Origin of the sequence: Micromonospora sp. NPDC047467 (assembly GCF_040643095.1) — a bacterium.
Taxonomy (GTDB): domain Bacteria; phylum Actinomycetota; class Actinomycetes; order Mycobacteriales; family Micromonosporaceae; genus Micromonospora.
This window is the reverse complement of sequence record NZ_JBEYTO010000008.1, coordinates 131,528-148,064: the sequence shown is the minus strand read 5'-3', so window position 1 is coordinate 148,064 and position 16,537 is coordinate 131,528. Positions and strand designations below refer to the sequence as shown.

The 16,537-nt window shown below is 69.3% G+C and carries 16 protein-coding genes and 1 pseudogene; 9 read left to right on the top strand and 8 right to left on the bottom strand.

Annotated features, from left to right (window positions below; all coding sequences use genetic code 11):
- Window positions 1–12: 12 nt before the first annotated feature.
- The 4 genes from ABZ780_RS22610 (at window position 13) to ABZ780_RS22595 (ending at window position 4,131) form a co-directional block, all read left to right on the top strand.
- A complete protein-coding gene (locus tag ABZ780_RS22610) occupies window positions 13–1,026 on the top strand; it encodes an ABC transporter ATP-binding protein (protein WP_357487348.1) in 1,014 nt (337 codons plus the stop codon).
- 249 nt (window positions 1,027–1,275) lie between these two features.
- A complete protein-coding gene (locus ABZ780_RS22605) occupies window positions 1,276–2,736 on the top strand; it encodes an NAD-dependent succinate-semialdehyde dehydrogenase (RefSeq protein ID WP_357487346.1) in 1,461 nt (486 codons plus the stop codon).
- Window positions 2,733–2,921 carry a hypothetical protein gene (locus ABZ780_RS22600; RefSeq protein ID WP_357487344.1) on the top strand — a complete coding sequence of 63 codons (189 nt, stop codon included), beginning with the start codon at window positions 2,733–2,735 and terminating at the stop codon, window positions 2,919–2,921. Before ABZ780_RS22605 ends, ABZ780_RS22600 begins: the two co-directional genes overlap by 4 nt.
- A 1-nt stretch (window position 2,922) precedes the next feature.
- Window positions 2,923–4,131 (top strand): iron-containing alcohol dehydrogenase, encoded by a 1,209-nt coding sequence (locus tag ABZ780_RS22595; protein ID WP_357487343.1) that lies wholly within the window; start codon window positions 2,923–2,925, stop codon window positions 4,129–4,131.
- A gap of 102 nt (window positions 4,132–4,233) precedes the next feature.
- Here the strand turns inward: ABZ780_RS22595 and ABZ780_RS22590 are convergent.
- The 3 genes and pseudogenes from ABZ780_RS22590 to ABZ780_RS22580 form a co-directional block, all read right to left on the bottom strand.
- Window positions 4,234–4,431, bottom strand: a pseudogene (locus ABZ780_RS22590) (IS5/IS1182 family transposase); the annotation flags it as partial.
- Window positions 4,432–4,527: 96 nt separating this feature from the next.
- Window positions 4,528–5,292: an SDR family oxidoreductase gene (locus ABZ780_RS22585; RefSeq protein WP_357487341.1), complete on the bottom strand. Its 765-nt coding sequence runs from the start codon at window positions 5,290–5,292 to the stop codon at window positions 4,528–4,530.
- 64 nt (window positions 5,293–5,356) lie between these two features.
- Entirely contained in the window at window positions 5,357–6,445 is a 1,089-nt protein-coding gene (locus tag ABZ780_RS22580; RefSeq protein WP_357487339.1) for an NADP-dependent oxidoreductase, read from the bottom strand.
- An 85-nt stretch (window positions 6,446–6,530) separates the two neighbouring features.
- Here ABZ780_RS22580 and ABZ780_RS22575 point away from each other — a divergent pair, with 85 nt between their 5' ends.
- Window positions 6,531–6,917, top strand: coding sequence for a helix-turn-helix domain-containing protein (locus ABZ780_RS22575; protein WP_357487337.1), 387 nt, complete (start codon window positions 6,531–6,533; stop codon window positions 6,915–6,917).
- Window positions 6,918–7,456: 539 nt separating this feature from the next.
- Here the strand turns inward: ABZ780_RS22575 and ABZ780_RS22570 are convergent.
- The 3 genes from ABZ780_RS22570 to ABZ780_RS22560 form a co-directional block, all read right to left on the bottom strand.
- Window positions 7,457–8,227, bottom strand: a complete 771-nt coding sequence (locus ABZ780_RS22570; RefSeq protein ID WP_357487335.1) for a thioesterase domain-containing protein — start codon at window positions 8,225–8,227, stop codon at window positions 7,457–7,459.
- A gap of 81 nt (window positions 8,228–8,308) precedes the next feature.
- The gene (locus ABZ780_RS22565) at window positions 8,309–8,461 is read right to left on the bottom strand and encodes a hypothetical protein (RefSeq protein ID WP_357487333.1); all 153 of its coding nucleotides are present in this window, start codon (window positions 8,459–8,461) and stop codon (window positions 8,309–8,311) included.
- A 72-nt stretch (window positions 8,462–8,533) separates the two neighbouring features.
- A complete protein-coding gene (locus tag ABZ780_RS22560; protein WP_357487331.1) occupies window positions 8,534–9,697 on the bottom strand; it encodes a cytochrome P450 in 1,164 nt (387 codons plus the stop codon).
- 255 nt (window positions 9,698–9,952) lie between these two features.
- On the opposite strand from ABZ780_RS22560, the gene ABZ780_RS22555 reads away from it, so the two are divergent.
- Together ABZ780_RS22555 and ABZ780_RS22550 are read left to right on the top strand one after the other, a co-directional pair.
- Entirely contained in the window at window positions 9,953–11,584 is a 1,632-nt protein-coding gene (locus ABZ780_RS22555; protein WP_357487330.1) for a DUF885 family protein, read from the top strand.
- Window positions 11,553–12,407 (top strand): SUMF1/EgtB/PvdO family nonheme iron enzyme, encoded by an 855-nt coding sequence (locus tag ABZ780_RS22550; RefSeq protein WP_357487328.1) that lies wholly within the window; start codon window positions 11,553–11,555, stop codon window positions 12,405–12,407. The genes ABZ780_RS22555 and ABZ780_RS22550 overlap by 32 nt, the downstream gene beginning before the upstream one ends.
- A 125-nt stretch (window positions 12,408–12,532) precedes the next feature.
- On the opposite strand, the gene ABZ780_RS22545 is transcribed toward ABZ780_RS22550, so the two are convergent.
- Window positions 12,533–13,591 carry an ornithine cyclodeaminase family protein gene (locus ABZ780_RS22545; protein ID WP_357487326.1) on the bottom strand — a complete coding sequence of 353 codons (1,059 nt, stop codon included), beginning with the start codon at window positions 13,589–13,591 and terminating at the stop codon, window positions 12,533–12,535.
- Window positions 13,588–14,250: an ATP-dependent endonuclease gene (locus tag ABZ780_RS22540; protein ID WP_357487324.1), complete on the bottom strand. Its 663-nt coding sequence runs from the start codon at window positions 14,248–14,250 to the stop codon at window positions 13,588–13,590. Before ABZ780_RS22540 ends, ABZ780_RS22545 begins: the two co-directional genes overlap by 4 nt.
- A gap of 182 nt (window positions 14,251–14,432) precedes the next feature.
- On the opposite strand from ABZ780_RS22540, the gene ABZ780_RS22535 reads away from it, so the two are divergent.
- Together ABZ780_RS22535 and ABZ780_RS22530 are read left to right on the top strand one after the other, a co-directional pair.
- Window positions 14,433–15,320, top strand: a complete 888-nt coding sequence (locus ABZ780_RS22535; protein WP_357487322.1) for a cupin-like domain-containing protein — start codon at window positions 14,433–14,435, stop codon at window positions 15,318–15,320.
- 2 nt (window positions 15,321–15,322) lie between these two features.
- Window positions 15,323–16,531 (top strand): cytochrome P450, encoded by a 1,209-nt coding sequence (locus ABZ780_RS22530; RefSeq protein ID WP_357487320.1) that lies wholly within the window; start codon window positions 15,323–15,325, stop codon window positions 16,529–16,531.
- Window positions 16,532–16,537: the final 6 nt, after the last annotated feature.

The following is a 16,537-nucleotide window of genomic DNA, read 5'->3' as shown; positions in this document are numbered from 1 at the left end:
GCCCTGGACGGGGTGACGTTCGATGTGCCGGACGGCTCGTTCTTCGTCGTGCTCGGGCCCTCCGGGGCAGGCAAGACGACGACCCTGCGAGCGATCGCCGGCCTCGAAAAGCTCGACGCTGGGTCGGTGCATCTGGACGGCAGGGACGCGACAGGTGACGCCCCTGCCGCACGCGACCTGGCCATGGTCTTCCAGAGCTACGCCCTCTACCCGCGACACACGGTGTACGAGAACATCGCCTCGCCGCTGCGGGCACGCCGCTGTTCCTCGAGCGAGATCGCCGCTGCCGTCGAGCAGATGTCGAGTCTGCTGCACATCGAACGTCTGCTGCAGCGTCGTCCCGCGCAGTTGTCGGGCGGCGAGATGCAGCGTGTCGCCCTGGCCCGGGCGCTGGTCCGTCGCCCGCGCGCGTTCCTCATGGACGAGCCGCTGACGAACCTCGACCTCAAGCTCCGCGTCGAGATGCGCACCGAGCTGACCCGCATTCACCGGAGCCTCGGAGCAACCTTCATCTACGTGACGAACGATCAGGTCGAGGCCCTGTCCATGGCCGACCAGGTCGCAGTCCTCAAGGAGGGGAAGGTGCAACAGGTCGGAACGCCGACCGAGGTGTACGAGCGTCCCGCCAACAAGTGGGTCGCAGGGTTCGTCGGGAGCCCGCCGATCAGCCTGCTCCCCTGCCATGCCGAGGGGGATCGTCTGGTCGGCGCGGGAGGATGGACGCTGCCACGGCCCCGTTGGACCACTGCCGAGGACGGTCGTGCGCTGCTGCTGGGCCTGCGCGCGGAGGATCTGTCCGTCGAGCAGCGTGGAAACGCGTCGTTGTCGGGGGAACTCTACGGGCTCGAACCGCTCGGTGATCGAACGGTGGTCGACGTCCGGGTGGGGACGGCGATCCTCAAGGTCAAGGCACGACCTACCGTCGCCGGTACGCCGGGCGAGCGGCTGTCCGTGACTGTCGACCTGGACCGCGCGCACCTGTTCGATGCGGACACCGGGCTGTCGCTGTCCGAGGCCGGGCGGTAACCACGCCGGGCGGCGACGGCACCATGCGCCCGGACGTGACCACCGTGCCTCGACGGACCGTCACCGGTGAGGACGGCCTGACGACGCTGAGACGGCCCCGTGCCCGAGAGGGCGATCAGTGGCGCGGGGCGTCGCCCTGCGGACAGGGCCAACCTCGCCCCCGACGAGGGCGTGTGACCCGTCCGTCTACGCGCACAGCGCGATCACTGAGGCGCACCGGACACCACGTAGATCACAGGAGGCGACGCAATGAGTGACCCGACGACCGTCCTGGCCCCCGAGCACCGGCGGCTCCGGATCGGCGATGCCTGGCGCGACGCCGCAAGCGGAGCCACCTTTGCCGTCGAGGACCCGGCCACCGGCAAGGCCATCGCCGAGGTGGCGGACGCCGACGTCGTTGACGGGCTCGCCGCTCTGGACGTGGCGAGCAGGGCAATGGCGGAGTGGGCGGCGACCCCACCGCGGAAACGGTCAGAGTTGTTGACCGCGACGTACCGGGCACTGACCGAGCGATCCGAGGAGGTCGCCCGGCTGATAACGGTCGAGATGGGCAAGCCGCTCGCCGAGGCTCGGGCAGAGGTGGCCTACGGCGCCGAGTTCTTCCGGTGGTTCGCCGAGGAGGCAGTGCGCGTCGAGGGGCGCTACAGCACCGCTCCCACAGGTGGATACCGCATCCTCACCGTGCCGAAGCCAGTCGGACCGTGCGTCTTCGTGACGCCCTGGAACTTTCCGTTGGCCATGGGTGCCCGCAAGATCGCTCCTGCGTTGGCTGCGGGCTGCACGACGATCACCAAGCCGGCAGCCCAGACGCCACTCACCATGCTGTTCCTGGCCCGCATCATGGAGGAGGTCGGCGTTCCCCCGGGCGTCGTCAACGTGGTGACCACCAAGCGTGCCGGCGAGGTGGTGTCCGCACTGCTTGCCGACAGTCGGACCCGCAAGCTTTCGTTCACCGGGTCGACCGAGGTCGGGCGCGTGCTGCTACGACAGGCGGCGGACAACGTGCTGCGTACCTCCATGGAACTGGGCGGCAACGCGGCCTTGATCGTGTGTGCCGACGCCGACCTGGACGTCGCGGTCAACGGCGCCATGGTGGCCAAGATGCGCAACATCGGGGAGTCCTGCATCGCGGCCAACCGGATCTACGTCGAGGAGCCGGTACGCGAGGAGTTCACGGCGCGCTTTGCCGAGCGGATGGGCGGGCTCTCGGTGGGCCATGGTCTCGACGACGGCGTGGACGTCGGGGCGTTGATCGACGAGGATTCGGTCACCAAGATCGACGCGCTCGTCGCCGACGCGGTCGACCGCGGCGCCCGGGTCGTGGTGGGCGGCGAGCGTCCGGATGGGCCGGGCCACTTCTACCCGCCTACGGTCCTCGTCGACGTGCCCGACGACGCGCGGATGCTCAAGACGGAGATCTTCGGCCCAGTGGCGCCGATCATCTCGTTCACGTCCGACGACGAGGTGCTGGCGAAGGCCAACGACACCGAGCACGGCCTGGTCGGATACGTCTTCACCCGTGACCTCCAGCGGGCGCTCCGGTTCACCGAGGGGCTGGACACAGGGATGATCGGCGTCAACCGGGGCCTGATATCGGACCCGTCAGCTCCGTTCGGAGGCGTGAAGCAGTCCGGCATCGGCAAGGAGGGGTCGCACGAGGGCATCCGTGAGTACCTCGACCTCACCTACGCGGCGATCGACCTACCGTGACCGGCCTGCCGCCCCAGGCGCCCACCGAGGATCGCCGGGCCCAGTGCACGCATGACCTGACCGGCCTCCACCCGGGGGACGCCCGCGCCGCCCGGACGGCCAACCTCGCCGACGCCGTCCCCGTCCCGCAGGTGACCTGGACGTCCGCCCAGCACATCGCCGCCGACGTTCCGGAGAGGCACTGACATGCTTGAGACCGTCCGCGGACCACGCCAGTTGATAGTGGGCGAAGGTGTCGCGCAGAACATCCCACGGGTAGTGGCCGAGAGCGGTTCGCGGGTCCTCATCGTGACCGACCAGATTCTCCTGGGGCAACCGGGCGTGGCCGAGATCGTGGCCGCCGTGCGGGAGAAGGTCGAGGCCGTCGAGGTGTTTTCCGACGCGACCCCGGACGTGCCACTCACCGATGTCGCCCTGGCCGTCTCGGTCGCCGCCGAGGTGGACGCCGACGTCATCCTCGCCATCGGGGGTGGCACAGTGATCGACCTCGCCAAGATCGTCGGCGTCATCCGCCGCCACGGTGGGACGCCGCGCGACTTCTACGGCGAGTCCCGGGTGCCGGGGCCGACATTCCCTCTCATCGCGGTCCCGACGACGTCCGGAACCGGCTCGGAGCTCACGCCCGTCTCGGTGTTGACCGACCCGGACCGCGCGCTGAAGGTGGGGGTTTCCAGCGTCCACATCGTGCCCGACTTCGCCATCGTCGACCCCGAACTCACCTACACCTGCCCTGCGAACGTCACCGCCCACTCTGGCATCGACGCGTTCTGTCACGCGGTGGAGAGCTACACCGCGCGACCCCGGGCCCACGGACCGCGCGACCCGGTGGAGCAGGTCTTCCTCGGCCGCAACCCGATCACCGACCACTACGCGCTCCTGGCCGCGGAGCGGATCGCCCGTAGCTTGCGTCGTGCTGTCAGGGACGGAGGCGACACGGACGCCCGCGCGGACATGTCCTACGGGTCCGTGCTCGCCGGGCTCGCGTTCTCCCACGCGGGCAACGCGGCTCCGCACGCCCTCCAGTACCCCATCGGCGCAGCCACGCATACGCCGCACGGCCTGGGAGTCGGGCTGCTACTGCCCTACGCGCTGGACGCGGCCAGGGATGCCATCGGCGACCGGTTGGCCATCCTCGCCGGGGTGTGCGGGCTCGACGTGGCCGACGCCTCGGATACCGAGGCCGCAGACACCTTCCTCACCTGGCTCGACGAACTCCTTGCCGACATCGGCATCCCTCCTACCTTGGCGGACATCGGCGTGGCACGCGCCGACCTCCCCCGCTTCGCGGAAATGGCCAGTGGCGTCACCCGCTTGATCCAGAACCATCCAGGCCCGGCCGACACCGCCAGCCTGACCGCGATCCTCGAAGCGGCCTGGGCCGGGGACCGGACCTGACACGTCCTGACTCCGAACAGAGACAGTGACCGGCCTTCCACGTGACGACGAGTTCCCTCCCCCACCCTGGGTGTCGGGATGCTCGGCTACGCGATCGCGAGCGCCCTCAGACGGCTTGCGGTACGGCGTGATCACCTCGGGGTTGCCGCGGTAGCCGCCGCCGGTCATCACCGGCCGCCCGTGAAGCTTCTCCCGGATGCCAGAGCTGCGGTAAACGATGGTGTCGTTGCGGTTGCCCGGCTGCGGGTCGCCGACGGCGATGACCAGGCGGGTACTGGCGTCGATCGCAACCTGCAGGTTGACGCCCAAGCCGTCGCTGAGCGTTGAGGGGCGGAACCCGCCTCTCGGCGGGAGCCCAGGCGGCCTCGAGACTCGGACCGCCTGGGCTCGACGGGCTCAGGCGGCGGTCATGCCGCCGTCGATCGCCAGCGCCGCGCCGGTGATGAACTTGGCCTCGTCGCTGAGCAGGAACGCGACGAACGCTGCGATCTCCTCGGGCTGCGCGATCCGTCCGACCGGGTGCATGGCGCCTGCGGCCTTGATGGCCTCTTCCGGGTTGGGGCCCATCGCGCCGCGCAGCAGCGGGGTGTCGACCCCACCGGTTACGAGCGCGTTGACCCGGACCCCCGTCGCGGCCGTGTCGAGCGCGGCCGAGCGGGTGAGCCCGACGACGCCGTGCTTGGCGGCGCTGTAGGAGGCCATGCCGGGCGCGCCGGTGACGCCGAGGTTGGACGAGTTGTTGACGATCGAGCCGCCCCCGGACGCCTGGATCGCAGGGATCTCGTACTTCAGCCCGTAGAAGACGCTGTCGAGGTTGAGCGCTTGGTCGGCACGCCAGGCGTCTTCGTCGATGTCGGTGACCGGGGCGTACGCGGTGGCGGCGCCGACGTTGTTGAACGCGCCGTCGAGACGGCCGTAGTGGTCGACGGCTTGGCGGATCAGCTGCGCGACCTCGGCTGCGACCGTCACATCGGTCGGCGCGAACAGCGCGTCGTGCCCGGCGGCGCGCAGCTGCGCGGCGAAGGCGTCTCCGGTGTCCTTGCCGCGGGCGGCCAGGACGACCTTGGCGCCCTCGGCGGTGACCCGCTCGGCGACGGCCCGGCCCATGCCGGAGGTGGCGCCGGTGATCAGGATGACTTTGTCGGTGAATCGTGCGGGCACGGTTGTTCCTCCTTCGGATGTGTCTTTCGGTTGCGGCGAACTGTCACCAGACGGTGAGCTCTTGTCAGAAGGTGAGTACGAACCGTCCGCGCACGCCGCCCGCCTCGAGCCGGCGGTGGGCGTCGGATGCCTGGTCTGCGGGCAGCACTTCGGCGATCCGGGACGTGAGCACACCGGAGCCGGCCAGGCGGCGGATCTCGTCGAGCTTGTCGGTGCGTCCGTCGTATTCGGGCACGAACGGCGACAGCACCTTGATTCCGCGGGCGCTGTCGGCGGGGTAGCCGCCGGGCTCCTCGGCCTGGCGGAACCGGACGAAGGTGCCGCCGTCGCGGACGGCGTCGAGCAGCTGCGACCCGACCAGCGCCGGGTCGGCGACCGCGTCCACGCCCCCGGGGTAGCGCGCCCGGATGCTGTCGACGACGTCGGGACCCCTCGGCACGATCTCGGTCGCGCCGAGCTCGCGGACGAGCTGCTCGTCGGCCGGGGCGGCGTCGGCGATCACGGTCAGGCCGGCGTGGGCGGCCAACTGGACCAGGTAGCCGCCGAGCGCTCCGGCTGCCCCGATCACGGCCAGGGTCGAGCCGGGCGGCAGCGCCAGCTGGTCGAAAGCCAGCAGCGCGGTCAGGCCGTTCATCGGCAGCGTCGCTGCGGCCTCGTGGCCAAGCCCGTCCGGCGCGCGGACCACTGACGTGGCAGGCAGGACCGCATACTGCGCATAACCGCCGCCGCGGTAGGCCACTGATCCGTCGTCGGCGGGCAGGAAGGGCAGCAGCATCGCCATCACCGGATCGCCGGTTTCAAGGCTGGTGTCGGTATCGGGGCCGATCTCGTCGACCACGCCCGCGATGTCCATTCCCGGCAGGTACGGCGCGGGCACCCCGGCCAGTGCCCATTCCTGCGTGCCGTTGCGGATCAGCACGTCCGCCGGGTTCACGGCGGCAGCGCGCACCCGGATCCGGACCTGGCCAGGGCCGGCATGCGGTTCCGGGACGTCGACGACCCGCAGCACCTCGGGACCGCCGAACTCGCGTAGACCCACAGCTTTCATGATCTTCCCCCGTCTATCTGGCTCAATCCGTGTGGTTTCTGTCACGTACCTGGTACCGGACCCGTACCGTCCTTCGAGTGTGCGCAATACCGGCAAGTCCGACAAGAAGGCACTTCAAAGTGCCCTGGTATAGCCAGAGGTACCGACTGGGCCCCAGGCCAGCACCCGGTATACGTCATATACTGGGTGCATGACGCACCCGACCACCTCTGCGAGCGAACAGGAACTGGTGCTCTGCGGTCAGGGCCGCGAACTGGTGCGCGACGTGCTGGAGCGCATCGGCGACAAATGGTCCGTCGTGGTCATCTGCCAACTGGGGCACTCCACCAAGCGCTTCAACGAGCTCCGCCGGCTCAGTGAGCCGATCACCCAACGCATGCTCAGTGCCACCCTACGAAGCATGGAGCGCGACGGACTCGTCACCCGAACCCTGCACGACACCAAACCTCTGCGCGTCGACTACGCACTCACCCCGCGCGGCCTCAGCCTGCTTGCCGTCGCACGAGACCTCGCCCGTTGGGCGATCGACAACGCCGGCGGCATCCAGCAATCGCGGGAGGTCTTTGACGCCCCGTAGCCCGCGCGGCATGGGTGGTCGCGGCGCGGTTTGGCCGACCAGGACGATGCGCGCGAACCGTCCACTGATGCCACCAGCTTTGCGCCTCGCTGGTGCCTGGCAAACCCCGTGAGGTTCCCCCGGTAGCTCGGAGGCTTTGGGGCCGCGCCGTGCAGGCCGGCGAGGCGCCCAGGCCCCAGACCTATTTTCAGTCCTCCTGCACGTACCGGCTACCGTGACCGCAGCGTCATTACCCAGGCAGCCCGCAGGAGAACGAGTCACCGCTCGTGAGTGTCCTGACAAGGACCTTCGGGGGTAAACGGGGGCGGCGTCGGACCGTTCAGGCCCACCGCACCCCACCACTGCGCACTCCGGCGCACAAACGAGGGCCGACCCTCACCTCAGCGACGCCGGCACCGACGGCTCACCATCCAACACGGCCAAAACCTACGAGCTCACCGCCGATCGACCTCTACAACCGGAGCCGCCCGGCGCTCGCCTGCGACTGACGCCGGTCGCCACCGCTGCGCTCGCCGCGCGATGCGGCGGGCGCACCGAATTCACGGGGTCGTCGAGATCGCCGAGGTCAGGTCTCGTTCGAATTCCACGAGGAGGTCCGCCGGCGCCTCCAGGAACGTGTGGTGGCCGCCGTCGACCAGGACGAGCCGGTAGTCGTCGGCGACGTCCTTCCAGCCGGCCATCGTCGTCACCGGGATTTCGTGATCGTCGCCCCAGCCGATCGCCGTCACCCCGCACGGCAGCGTCGGCGCATGGTCGAACCGGTACTGCCGGTTGGCCTCCAGATCGGCTGTCAAGAGGCCCAGCCCGAGCTTGATCAGCTCTGGGGCAGGCGTGCCGCCGAGGCTGATCGTCAGGCGGCGAAGCTCCTCGGCCAGCCCGTCGCTATCCAGGGTGAGGAACCGCCCGGCCGGACCATCCTGTGGTGCGACCTGCGAGGAGACAAAGATCCTGCGGGGCGTCGGCAGCCCTTCCGCAGCCAGTTGCCGCGCCATTTCCACGCCGTAGAGGGCCCCACCGCAGTGACCGAAGAATCCGAACGGGAGATCAAGCAGACCCACCGGCAGCGATTCGATCATCGATCGCGCGAAGGCGGGATAGGTCTGGAAATGCGGCTCTCGGATCCGGCTCTCGCGGGCCGGCGGCTGAACGAAGCAGATATCGATCTCCCCGATCCGGCGAGGCCACCGGTGGTACATCGAAGCACCGCAGCCGCTGTACGGGAAGCAGAAAAGCCGCGCCCGGGCAGTGGGATCGGGCCGGCGCAACAGCCATCGAGGTTTGGCCGGCTGGGGAGCGGAAGCAGTGGTCACCTCAGCTCTCCCCCCGGCGTCGATCAGTCAAAGAGTGGTGATGGTTGGTTCCCCTATGATCCTGTGAGAACCAACCATCGCTCACGCCTCGGTCTTGTCCGCGTGCGGGTTGACGGCCTCGCTGGAGCTGAACATGATCTGCTCGTCCAGCTGCAGAACCAGCTCGCGAAGCTCGCTCGGGGTCAGGGCGGCGAACTCGTCGGCATCGATGAGCTGAGACAGGATGATCTTCATAGGGTCTCTCCTTCACGAGGGACAGATTGCCTTGATCTTATCAACGAAGTGATATGCGTCAACCCGAAGCCGTCACCGTTCGTCCACTGTGGTATCTGCGTCGACGCGCCTTCCATCTTGGTCCGGGGCGGGGTCGAGGCGCACCGGCAGCGACTCCAAGCGCCATGTGCCAGGGTCTTTGACGCGCTTGAGCCCGTCCGGTTCGGCGGCCGACGCCAGGCCCGGAAAGCGCTCCTGCAGGCCGGTCAGCGCCACCTCCACCAGGACGCGGGCCAGCGCCGCGCCGATGCAGATGTGCGGTCCGTGTGCGAACGTCAGGGAGCTCGGTGTGCCCGATGGACGGTCGAAGTCGAGCCGGTCGGGGTCGGGGTAGACACGTGGGTCCCGGTTGGCCGCGACGAGCGCCGCGACCACCGGATCACCCGCCTTGACCGGAGCTCCGTGCAGGTCCAGGTCCTCCCGGGCGTAGCGGGGAATGGTGAAGACGTTCAACGAGCACCAGCGCAGCAGTTCCTCGACCGCGCGCGGCATGGGCACCACCCCGCTGCGCAGCGCCTCGCGCTGAAGCGGGTGCGTCAGCAGGGCGAGCACCGCGTTGGCGACGAAGTCGGCCGTCGTGGACGCCGCAACCATGATCAACCAAATTAACCCGGTGATCTCCGTGTCGTTGAGCCGGTCGCCGTCATCGGCCTGGACGCGGACAAGATCGGAAATCAGATCGGCGCCGGGGTCCGTCCGACGGCCTTCGATCGCCCGGCGGGTGCTCTCCAGCACTCCGGGCATGACATCGCTCCACCGGTCACCCTCTCCGGCCGACACCGCCGCGCCGTAGGACCGCCAGAGGGCCCGATCCGACGCCGGGATGCCCATCAGGCCGCACAGCACGTCCATCGGCAGGGGCCGGGCGAAGTGCTCCAGCAGGTCGACCTGGCCGTCGACCGCGTTGGCGGCCAGGTCGTCAAGGAGGCCTGCGACGATCAGCGCCATCTGTGGCCGCAGTCGCTGCGCGTGCCGCGGCGTGAAGGCCGACGCCACCAGCCGTCGCAGCCGACGGTGCACGTTGCCGTCGATCAGCATCGACTCGAGGTACGTCAGACCGCTGTCCGGCATGTCCGGCCGGATGGTCAAGCTGTCCACCGTGAACTGGAACTGCGACGAGTTGAGCATGGCCCGGGAGTCGTGATAGCGGGTCAGCGCCCACATCGGACGCAGGCCGGGAGCGAGCAGCCTGGCCACCGGGGACTGCTCGCGGGCGGTGCCGTAAGCGGTGAACGGATCCCTGAGAACCGCCGGATCAACCAGGAGCAGGCGCGGTATCCGACTGCCAGGAACAAGCACGGTCATGGGACGTGAACCTACCCCAGCCCGGAGCAGGTCAGCCGTCCTTGCACGATCAACTGACCTCGACTAGCATCCACGAAATCCGATAGCCGGGCCGGGTGACCGCGCATGTCAACCGCACATCACGGCGCCTGAGAAGGGCCGCTTTACATGCTCAACGATGGCCAGCCCACGGTCGGCTCCGCCCTCAGCGACGTCCTGGCGTTCCACTTCGACGTTCAGCCATGCACTGCCCGCGATCTCGGTCGGCGTGAGTTCGACGGCCGCTTTCCGGATGTGACTCGCCCGCCGGTCCCGGCCCTCATGGAGCTGCGCGACCGGCTGCTTCCCGGCGGAACGGCTGGCAGCCCTGCGGAACGGGCCGACGTTCGAACCGCGGTGTCCTGGCTCGACCGGGAGGCGTTCCGGGTCGGAGTGCTCGGGCTTCGGCATCGTGATCCCGTCGAGTGCCTGGTCGAGGCCGACGTCTGGGGCTACGTGAAGCAGCCGTATGCCAGCACCGAGGAGAAGGTCGCCGCGGTCCAGGCGCACCTGGTCGGGGTTCCGGCGTTTCTACGCCAGGCCGAGGAGGTCGTCGGTGCCACGTTGCCCGCCGGCCAACGAATGCACGCGCTGGAGCTGTCCCGGGCACTCGCCGCCGACCTCCGGGACACGGTGGGTCTTCTGGCAGAGGAGCATCCCGGCCTGCAGGCGCCGCAACTCGACGCGCCGGCTGAGGCGGCGGCCACGGCCTGCGAGAAGTTCGCCGCACGGGTCGAGATGACGACCCCGGAGGCCGCCTTGCTCGGGCCGGAGCTCCTCCAGGAATGGGTGCGCGTCAGTGAGGGCATCGACCGTACCCCCACGGACCTGGTCGGTGAGGCGCAGGCCGAAGTGGACGCGCTGGTGGCGGCGCTGGCGGAGTTGGTCATCGAGTTCGGAGTGGCCCGGCGTCGCGACCTCTACGACGTGATGGAGCGGCCCGAGCCGGGGCAGAGCGTGGCAGACTGCGTCGCACCGATGGTCGACCGGTTGCGGCAGTTTTGGACCGACCGGGACGTGGTCGGCGTCGAGACGCGCAATCCGCTGCTCTACCGGACCCGGCCGCGGATGTTCGCGGCTGCGGAGTTCGGCATCGTCGGCCCGCTGAACCGCCCGCACCCACACCATCTCTACCTACCGCAGAAAGCGGCTCAGGGCAGACACTTCGCCCTGCCGACACTGGAGATGCTGGCCGTGCACGAAACGTACGCCGGCCATTACGTCCACACGGAGGCGGTGTTCCGGCACGTCGACGGCGTCCGCAACAGCATGCGCCTGTGGGCCGGCTTCGTCGAGGGGTGGGCCCACTACGCCGAGGAGTTGGCGATCGAGCAGGGGCTCGCGGATGGACGGCCGCTGGTCCGCGCGGCGCATCTGCTGGCCGCGCTGGAGGCGGCGACCCGGTTGCTCGTCTACGTCTCCGTTCATTCCCGACGTTGGACCTTCGGCGAGGCGGTCCAGCATGCGGCGCACCTGTGTGACTGGCCGATCCCGCAGGCCACCCGGGAGGTGCTCGGCGCGACCGCCGACTGGCGCCTTAGCCTCTACACCTTCGGGAAGCTACGCATCCGCGAGTGGCGGCGGGATTCCGCCGCCAACGCGACGCCGGCCCGGCTACGTGCTTTCCACGACCGGCTGCTGAGAGGCGGCTTCGCGCCGCTGGCCGTCGTCCGGCAGTACGCCCTCGAGTCCGAGAAGATTGAGCCCGATGAGGGGGGACGGAACGCCTATGTCCGAGACAAGCGGCACGAGGCTGCATAGCGTCAGCCGGCCTGAGGCGGACGACTGGATCATCATCCCCGGTGGGCCGTTCACCATGGGCGCCGACGGCGTCCGGCCCGACGGGCGGCCGAGATCCTCGGCACCGGCCCACACGGTGCAGGTCGACACCTTCCGGATCGCGCGACGGCCCGTGCTGGTCCGTGACTTCGCCCGGTTCATCGATGCCACCTCCTACCGGACCACGGCAGAGCGGACCGGCAAGAGTTCGGTCTGGATCGGCGGGCGGACGCCCGACGAACTGTTCCCCGGCAACGACGAGCTGTGGATCGAGATGGCCGGCGCGACCTGGCGTACGCCCCGCGGTCGGGGCTCGGAGGTGACCGGCAAGCAGGACCACCCGGTGACCCACGTGTCCCTCGAAGACTGCTTCGCCTACTGCGAGTGGTCCGGGACGCGGATGCCCACCGAGGCCGAATGGGAGAAGGCCGCGCGCGGCACCGACAGGCGCAAGTTCGCCTGGGGCGCGGAGCCGCCGACGCCGCAGCGGTGTAACTACGGCATGAACGTCGGTGACACCACGCCGGTCGGCCGGTACCCGGACGCGGGCGGGCCGAACGGGCTCGAGGACGTCAGCGGCAACGTGTGGGAGTGGACCGCGACAAGATGGCACCGGTATCCGTATTCCGCGGAGAAGTCACGGGCGATCATCACGCACGGTGGTCGGGTCGAGCTGATCTCCATGCGAGGCGGATCCTTCTTCAACGACTGCAGCGCGATGGGCTTGTCGATTACCAGCCGGCTGTACTCGTTGCCCACCTACACCGGTTACGACGTCGGGTTCCGGGTCTGCGCGGTCGACTGACCGACTCGTCGGCCGTGCGTCTGGCGGCCCGAGTAGCCGCCAGACGCACGGCCGACGCCTCGATCGCTCAGGCCAGGGAGTGGTCGGCCGGGGACCGATGATAAGGAGCCGAGGGATACGGCCGTTCAGCGCTCGAGGAAGATGCCCGCTTCGCGCTCGACCGCGAGCTGCTGGACGGCCGTCGCGACCGCGATGTCGTTGACCGCCATGCCGAAGGGATTGACCACCACACGGTCGTCGGGAGCGGGCGCCACCGCAGTGGCTCCGGCGATGACGTGGCCCAGTTCGGCGTCGACCCGGGCCTGCGCGCTCGCCGTTCGCGCTGAACCGGGAGGGCCCACCTGGCCGTCCATGATGAGCCGCCCGAGCAGCCGGTTGGTGTCGTCGGCAACCAGATCCCAGCTGTCCACCACGAGAAGGTCCGCGCCCAGCAGCAGGTCGCTGGCGCAGTCGTCGAGTCCGACGTTCACGACGATCGCGCCGTCGCGGATGTCCGTCAGGCTCAGGTACGGGTCGGTGCTCGTGGTCGCCGCGATCACCGCGTCGGCGCGGCCGGCCACTCGACGCCAGTCCGGCACCGCTTCGACGGCGACGCCCTCCACGGTCACGGCCGAGGCCAGCGCAGCAGCCCGTTCGCCGTCGAGATCGTAGGACCAGATCACCCGGATGGCCGGGACAGCCGTGCACAGCATGCGTACGTGCGCCTCGCCGATCGGGCCGGCCCCCACAACGAGGGCATGTGTGACGGGCCGCGGCGCGAGACGGCGGATCGCGGCGATGCTGACCGCGGCTGTCCGCATCGCGGAGACGCGCGCGGCGGCCATGACGGTGGTGACCTGTCCGGTCTCGACATCGAACAGCAGGATCAGACCACTGGCGCGAGGTATCCCCCGGCCGGGATTCGCGATGTTGCCGTTGATCACCTTGATCCCGGCCGTGCGCGTCGGCACACCGAGCGCTGCCGGCAAGGTGAGACTGCGGGCCCAACCCGCATCGACGTCCCAGCGCAGGTAGGCCTCCGGCGGCAGCACGGTGCGGCCCAGGGCGTGGTCGCGTTGGGCCGCCTCCACGGCAGCCACGACGTCGATGTCGGTGAGGAGGTCGTCGACGGTCTTCGTGTCCAGGTAGCGAATCATCGACGAGTCATCATAGGCGATCACCGTGCCGCCGGGCAGGGAGATCACAGCCGGGCGAGCAGGCCCTGCAACGGGTAGGGGAGCCGGTCGAGCTCGACCGACTCGGCCAGCAAACGCGCATATCGCAGCTTGCGGCGGGCACCGCTGCCGAAGAACCGGTGCAGTTGAGCCGGCAGTTCCTGGTCGCGCCAGGCCGGCTGAGTCTGCAGGGAGCGGAAGGGCCGCAGATCCCCCTGGCTCTCGATGATCTCTACCACGCGCTCTTCGTGGACCGCCCGGATGAGCTCGTCCTCCAGGTCCTCGACGCAGACGAAGAAGCCCAACTGCTCCATCTCGACCCGGCTGCGCGAGGTCCCGACCCGGGCCTCGGCCAAGCCGCGCAGGAAAACCGTCTCCTCGCCGGCGTCGCACAGACCGAGCAGGCGCATGCCATCGCCGAGCGGCCCGAACCGACGCGCGAATCGAGACAACGCGTGCGCGCCGCCGATCGGGAGGACGACGACGCGGTCGGCGGCCAGATCGATCTGGTTCCGGTCGGCGACCGCCTCCACCGCCATCTGGTCACTGACCCCTTCCACAAGGACGACGGTCCTCGCGTCCGCGGCCCTCTCCAACGCCCGGGCGGTCGCCTCGCCAGAGGTGGATGGCCCGTGGACGCGTCCTTCCAGGAGGTTGCGGTTGATCTCGCGACGCGGGGCTAGGTCCATGCTGTACCACCTGACATCGAGGCGTGTTAGCGTGACTCGTGGGCTGACCCCCGGCCGCTGCCCGGGTACGCAGCTGTCCACGGCGGACCCGTCACCAGAGGGAGCAGCGGCCGGAAGAGCACGTTGCCGGCGGCATCGACGAGCCGTCCGTTCAAGCTATCACCAGCCGACGGGATGTGTAGATGTCGATGTGGAACACGGTGCCTGTCCTCGACACCATCGGCCACGCCGACTTCTACGGCGATTTCGTCGCGAAACGCAGACCGGTCGTGATGCGCGGTCTCACCAGCGGCTGGAAGGCACGTGACTGGGATCTGGAACGGTTCCGGCAGCTGCCCAGCAGCGCGAAGCTGGGCGTGAAGACGGGCACGGTTGCCGACGGCCGACGGGTCAGCATGACCATCGCCGACTACGCCGGCCTGCTGCAGCGCTACGAGGCGAGTCTCGCTGCGGGACAGCCGCTCGACAGTCCCGGCTACCTGCACGACGTGCCGATCTTCCGGTTCTTTCCGGAGCTGGCCGACGAGGCGGCGCCCTTCCCGCTGCCCATGCTGCCGAGGTGGTACCACCGCACCTGGCAGGAGTACGCGCAGTTCTTCATGGGGCCAACCGGCAGCTCCACGCCGCTGCACTTCGACACCCTGCTGACCCACAACATCTTCTTCCACCTGGCCGGCCGGAAGCGTTTCGTGCTCATCCCGGCCGAGCAGCGCCGGCTGTGCTACCCGAAGAGCTGGCGCTGGATGAGCTTCGACCCGATCCGGCCGGACGTCGAGACGTTCCCGCTCGCCGAACAGGTGAAGCCGGTGACAGTCGACCTCGAACCGGGAGACACGCTTTACATGCCGTCCGGCACGCTGCACCAGGTCACGAATCAGACCATGACGATCTCCTTCAACATCGACTGGCACACGGCCGACAGCGCCCGCGACGGGATGGTCAGCGTGGTGAAGGGTGCGCCGTGGAAGAACGGCTACTACAACGCGCTGTCGTGGCTCGGCGTCGGGGCGAGAGTGCCGGCCAAGTACATATTCCCGTTCTACAAGTCCTACCTCACCTACGTGAGCTGACCGTGACCGATCCCGCTCTCGTCCTGGCCACCGTGCCCCGCGTCGTGGTGCACGACCCGCAGGTCCACCTCGACCCGATCGGCGTCTACGGTCGCCTTCGCGAACAGGCGCCGCTGGTTCGCGTCCTCGCGCTGGGCCTCCCCGCCAAATGGGCGATGACCCGGTTCACCGACGTCCGGGCCATGTTCGCCGATCCACGCTTCGCGTTCACCGCCGACAGCGCGATCACCCCGGATGTCCCGGCCGCCGGCCGGACGCACATGCAGGAAACGCTCATCGATCGCGACGGCCACCGGCGGTTACGGTCCGCGATGGCGCGTACGTTCACGCCCCAGCGGTCCGCGGCGTTCCGCCCGCTCGTCGAGGCGATCGTGGACGAGTTGCTCGACGCGCTGCCGGGCCATGCCCACAACGGCGTCGTCGATCTCATGGCCGCGTACGCCGACCCGCTGCCGATCGATGCGACAACCGCCTTCCTGGGCGTGCCACGCTCCGATCAGCCGGCGTGGCGGGAGTTCCCGGGGCCGGTGGGCTCCGGCGACGCCGACCGCTTCGCCGCCGTGATGCCGGCCATTCTGGACCGTACGCGATCGGCCATCGCCTGTCGGGCCGCGCACCCCGGCGACGACGTCATCTCGCTGCTGCTCGATTCCGGGGAGTTCGACGCCGACTCCGTGCAACTGGCCGGGCTCGTCTGGATCAACGTGGTCGCCTCGTCCACCGTTTCCAGCCTGCTGGGCAGCGCCGTTCTCGCCCTGCTCACCCATCCCGAGCAGCGGGAACTGCTGAGTTCGGCGGCTGTCGGGCCGTCGACCGCCATCGACGAACTCGTCCGCTGGTGCGGCGTCCACGTGCTCAGCACGCCACGGTTCGCGGTCGACGACGTCGACTGGCACGGCGTCACCATCCCGAAGGGCGCACCGGTGGTCGGGTGCATAGCAGCCGCGAACCGGGATCCACGGGTGTTCGACGAGCCCGACCGGTTGGATCTGACCCGACCGCTGCGCACCGCCTCGCCGCCGCATCTGGGGTTCGCCCACGGCCCGCACGGGTGCGCCGGCAACGCGCTGGGCCGCGTGATCATCGATGTGGCGCTTGGCCGCCTACTGCACCGGTTCCCCGGGCTTGCGCTGGCCGCGGACCCGGCCGAGCTGTCCTATGTCAACGATCCCGAGGCGCACCGCCTGGCCGCCCTGCCGGTCGTGCTCTGACGGCCG

What these genes read in the sequence shown, in the direction of transcription:
- ABZ780_RS22550 (WP_357487328.1), top strand. Translation starts at nt 11,553, where the DNA reads ATGTCCGAGACAAGCGGCACGAGGCTGCATAGCGTCAGCCGGCCTGAG.
- ABZ780_RS22535 (WP_357487322.1), top strand. Translation starts at nt 14,433, where the DNA reads ATGTCGATGTGGAACACGGTGCCTGTCCTCGACACCATCGGCCACGCC.
- ABZ780_RS22595 (WP_357487343.1), top strand. Translation starts at nt 2,923, where the DNA reads ATGCTTGAGACCGTCCGCGGACCACGCCAGTTGATAGTGGGCGAAGGT.
- ABZ780_RS22605 (WP_357487346.1), top strand. Translation starts at nt 1,276, where the DNA reads ATGAGTGACCCGACGACCGTCCTGGCCCCCGAGCACCGGCGGCTCCGG.
- ABZ780_RS22565 (WP_357487333.1), bottom strand. Translation starts at nt 8,461, where the DNA reads ATGAAGATCATCCTGTCTCAGCTCATCGATGCCGACGAGTTCGCCGCC.
- ABZ780_RS22555 (WP_357487330.1), top strand. Translation starts at nt 9,953, where the DNA reads ATGCTCAACGATGGCCAGCCCACGGTCGGCTCCGCCCTCAGCGACGTC.
- ABZ780_RS22540 (WP_357487324.1), bottom strand. Translation starts at nt 14,250, where the DNA reads ATGGACCTAGCCCCGCGTCGCGAGATCAACCGCAACCTCCTGGAAGGA.
- ABZ780_RS22575 (WP_357487337.1), top strand. Translation starts at nt 6,531, where the DNA reads ATGACGCACCCGACCACCTCTGCGAGCGAACAGGAACTGGTGCTCTGC.